Here is a 3,492-nt window from a genome sequence, read left to right as displayed (position 1 = left end):
CGATGAAGGGCGTGCTCGATTATACCGACCAGCCGCTCGTCAGCTCGGACTTCAACCATTACCCGGCCAGTTCGACGGTCGACAGCCTTGAAACCTCGGTGCTCGAAGGCAAGCTTGCCCGCGTGGTCAGCTGGTACGACAATGAATGGGGCTTCTCGAACCGGATGATCGACACCGCCAAGGTGATGGCGAGCTTCCTGTAACACTTGCCCTTCCCCCTCGATGGGGGGAGGAGGAAAGGGACTTGATTGGCTAGCTTTCGCACCCTCGATGACCTCGGCGCCGACCTTGGCGACATCGCCGGCAAGGTCGCGCTGGTCCGGGTCGACCTCAATGTCCCGATGGACGGCGGGCAGGTCACGGACAAGACCCGCATCCGTTCCGCGGCACCGACGGTCCTCGAACTGGCGGAAAAGGGCGCCAAGGTCCTTTTGCTGGCCCATTTCGGGCGGCCCAAGGGGCGGCGCAGCTCGGTGCTTTCGCTCTCGATGGTGCTCGATGCGGTTGACGAGGTGCTGGGCAAGGAGGTGATGTTCATTCCGGAAGTGGCCGGGCCGGTTGCCGCGCAGGCGATCGGCATCCTTGCTCCCGGCGATGTCGGCCTGCTGGAAAACACCCGCTTTTGGCCCGGCGAGGAGGCCAACGACCCCGAATTCGCCCGGGCGATCGCCGCCAATGGCGATCTCTATGTCAACGACGCCTTTTCCGCCGCGCACCGCGCGCATGCTTCGACCGAGGGGATAACGCATTTCCTGCCATCCTATGCCGGGCGGGCGATGGAGGCGGAGCTGACCGCGCTCGACGCGGCGCTGGGCAATCCGCAAAAGCCGGTTGCGGCGGTGGTCGGCGGGGCCAAGGTCTCGACCAAGCTCGCCGTGCTCAAGCATCTCGTCGGCAAGGTCGATCACCTGATCATCGGCGGCGGGATGGCCAACACCTTCCTTGCCGCCAGGGGAATCGCTGTCGGCAAGTCACTGTGCGAACACGATCTCGCCGGCACCGCCGAGGAAATCCTCGATGCGGCGGATGCGGCAGGCTGCACCGTCCATCTGCCCTATGACGTCGTGGTGGCGGAGGAATTTGCCGCCAATCCGCCGTCCCTGAGGACCAGCAATGTCCACGAGGTCGGCGTGGACGAGATGATCCTCGATATCGGCCCGCAGGCGGTCGAGGCGCTGGGCGATGTGCTCAAGACCTGCCGCACTCTGGTGTGGAACGGTCCGCTGGGCGCGTTCGAGACTCCGCCTTTCGATGCGGCCACGGTAGCACTGGCCAGGACCGCCGCCGCGCTGACGCGAGAGGGGTCGCTGGTCTCGGTCGCCGGCGGGGGCGATACTGTCGCCGCGCTCAACCAGGCCGGCGTGGCCGAGGATTTCAGCTACATCTCGACCGCCGGCGGCGCCTTCCTCGAATGGATGGAGGGGCGTGAGCTGCCGGGCGTTGCGGCGTTGGAAAAATAGGACGGTCCCAAGGGCAGGAGACGACAATGGCGAACCGGAAAATGCTCGACAGGCTGGCAAATGCCGATGGCTTTATCGCCGCGCTCGACCAGTCGGGCGGATCGACCCCCAAGGCGCTCAAGGGTTACGGGATCGAGGACGGCGCCTGGTCGAACGAAGAGGAAATGTTCGACCTCATCCACCAGATGCGGGTGCGGATCATCACCTCGCCCAGCTTCACCGGCGAAAAGGTCTTGGGCGCGATCCTGTTCGAAAGGACGATGGACGGCATGGCGGGCGGCAAGCCGGTTCCGGCCGTGCTGCTCGAAAAAGACATCGTGCCGATCATCAAGGTCGACCAGGGCCTCGAGGTGGAAGCGAATGGCGTCCAGCTGATGAAGCCGATGCCCGGGCTCGATGCGCTGCTGGAGCGCGCGAAATCGCTCGGTGTGATCGGCACCAAGATGCGCTCGGTGATCCATTCGGCCAATGCGGAAGGCATCGCAGCCATTGTCGCGCAGCAATTCGAAATCGGGCAACGGATCATCGAGGCCGGGATGGTCCCGATCCTCGAGCCCGAATACAGCATCAAGGCGGAGGATCGCGCCGAAGGCGAGAAGATCCTGCGCGAGGAGATCGAGAAACGGCTCGATGCGATGCTGCCGGCCTCGAACAGACTGATGCTCAAGCTTTCGCTGCCGGTCGAAGCCAATTTCTACAGCCCGCTGATCGACCATCCGGCCGTCACCCGCGTGGTCGCCCTGTCGGGCGGCTACAGCCGGCCCGAGGCTTGCGCCGAGCTGGCGAAGAACAAGGGCATGATCGCGAGCTTCAGCCGCGCGCTGCTGGAGGACTTGCGGGCGGATATGAGCGACGAGGAATTCGATGCCGCGCTCGGCAAGGCGATCGGCGAAATCTATGAGGCGTCGCGTTCCTGATCCATGATGTCGGGCGCGAAGGTGAAGCGGAAGGCATAGTCCTCTGGCTTCAGGTCCGGCCATTCGATCGAACGGTCAGGCGCGACTTCGACCAGGGTCAGCATGCCGCCATTGATCCGCAGCGGCTTGTACGCGTCAAGCTCGACCCGGATCGTCTCATGTCCCATATCGAGCCTGGTTCTGAGCCTGAATTCGCCCGCAGTGACGCATTCGGCCTCGATCGGGCAGCGGCTGTCTTCGAGCACTTCCTCGGGCGTGGCGCTGATTGTCGGCAATTCCTGCGTCTCGCCGATCTTGACGCAGGGCCCCTTATGACAGCCCGGGATCCTGGCCGATCCGGCAGTCGTGCAGGAAGCCAGCATAACGACCGACCAGGCGCATAGGAGACGCCTTCGATTCATTGATTCTTGCTCTGCGTGAAGCGGAAGCGATATGCCGCCGGATCGATCGCCTGGCCAGCGATTGCGGCAGGTTCAACATTTTCGAGCGTGACAATCCGGCCGTGTGTGGAATGGGGTTCGCCGAGGGTAAGCGGTACCGTCTCGCGCCATCCGACCCCGTCGATACGCGTTTCGACGATGACTCTTCCGGCCCAAACACATTGCACATTGGCAGGACAGCGACTGTCCTCGACAATCTGCTTTGGCGTCGCAACCACGGCTCCTACCCAAGCGGGTTGGTCGATCCCGACGAGTGTTCCATCGGGCTGCGGCAGGCCACCGTCAACGATCGGCGCGTCGGTAGTCGTGGCACAGGCGGCCAGGGTAATCGGAGCCAGCAAGGCGAGTGCATTCTTCACAGCTCTGATTATGCCGGCATTTGATGAACCGATCCAGAATGCTTGGCGCCGGGACCTTGCCGCGATAGAGCGCCCGCGATGAGCAAATGCCAGCTATACCTGATCTCGCCACTCGAAGTCGGTGGCGATTTCCCCGCCCGCCTCAAACGTGCGCTCGATGCCGGGGCGGGTGGACCGGGACGGATCGCTGCGTTCCAGTTCCGGGTGAAGGATGTCGACGAGCACGAAGCGGCGCGGCTTGCGGAGCCGCTCCAGGCGATCTGCGCGGAGCGAAACGTCGCGTTCATCGTCAACGATTCAATCTCGCTGGCCAAGC

General features: G+C 63.7%; 5 protein-coding genes and 1 pseudogene. 4 read left to right on the top strand and 2 right to left on the bottom strand.

The features are described from left to right. The 3 genes and pseudogenes from AC16XC_RS06245 to AC16XC_RS06235 form a co-directional block, all read left to right on the top strand. A pseudogene (locus tag AC16XC_RS06245) lies at positions 1-203 on the top strand (erythrose-4-phosphate dehydrogenase); the annotation flags it as partial. Between the two features lie 45 nt (positions 204-248). Then, positions 249-1,460, top strand: a complete 1,212-nt coding sequence (locus AC16XC_RS06240) for a phosphoglycerate kinase (protein ID WP_484033784.1) — start codon at positions 249-251, stop codon at positions 1,458-1,460. A gap of 26 nt (positions 1,461-1,486) precedes the next feature. Continuing rightward, positions 1,487-2,377: a fructose bisphosphate aldolase gene (locus AC16XC_RS06235; protein WP_484033783.1), complete on the top strand. Its 891-nt coding sequence runs from the start codon at positions 1,487-1,489 to the stop codon at positions 2,375-2,377. On the opposite strand, the gene AC16XC_RS06230 is transcribed toward AC16XC_RS06235, so the two are convergent. Together AC16XC_RS06230 and AC16XC_RS06225 are read right to left on the bottom strand one after the other, a co-directional pair. Continuing rightward, positions 2,356-2,739, bottom strand: a complete 384-nt coding sequence (locus AC16XC_RS06230) for a hypothetical protein (protein ID WP_484033782.1) — start codon at positions 2,737-2,739, stop codon at positions 2,356-2,358. The genes AC16XC_RS06235 and AC16XC_RS06230 overlap by 22 nt on opposite strands. A 35-nt stretch (positions 2,740-2,774) precedes the next feature. Further along, positions 2,775-3,176: a hypothetical protein gene (locus AC16XC_RS06225; RefSeq protein ID WP_484033781.1), complete on the bottom strand. Its 402-nt coding sequence runs from the start codon at positions 3,174-3,176 to the stop codon at positions 2,775-2,777. A 78-nt stretch (positions 3,177-3,254) separates the two neighbouring features. On the opposite strand from AC16XC_RS06225, the gene AC16XC_RS06220 reads away from it, so the two are divergent. Continuing rightward, on the top strand, positions 3,255-3,492 hold a 238-nt coding region (locus tag AC16XC_RS06220), incomplete at its 3' end, for a thiamine phosphate synthase (RefSeq protein WP_484033780.1).

The organism is Candidatus Andeanibacterium sp. (genome assembly GCF_057143545.1).
The sequence above is the reverse complement of the archived record's forward strand: the minus strand, read 5'-3'. Positions and strand labels throughout refer to the sequence as shown.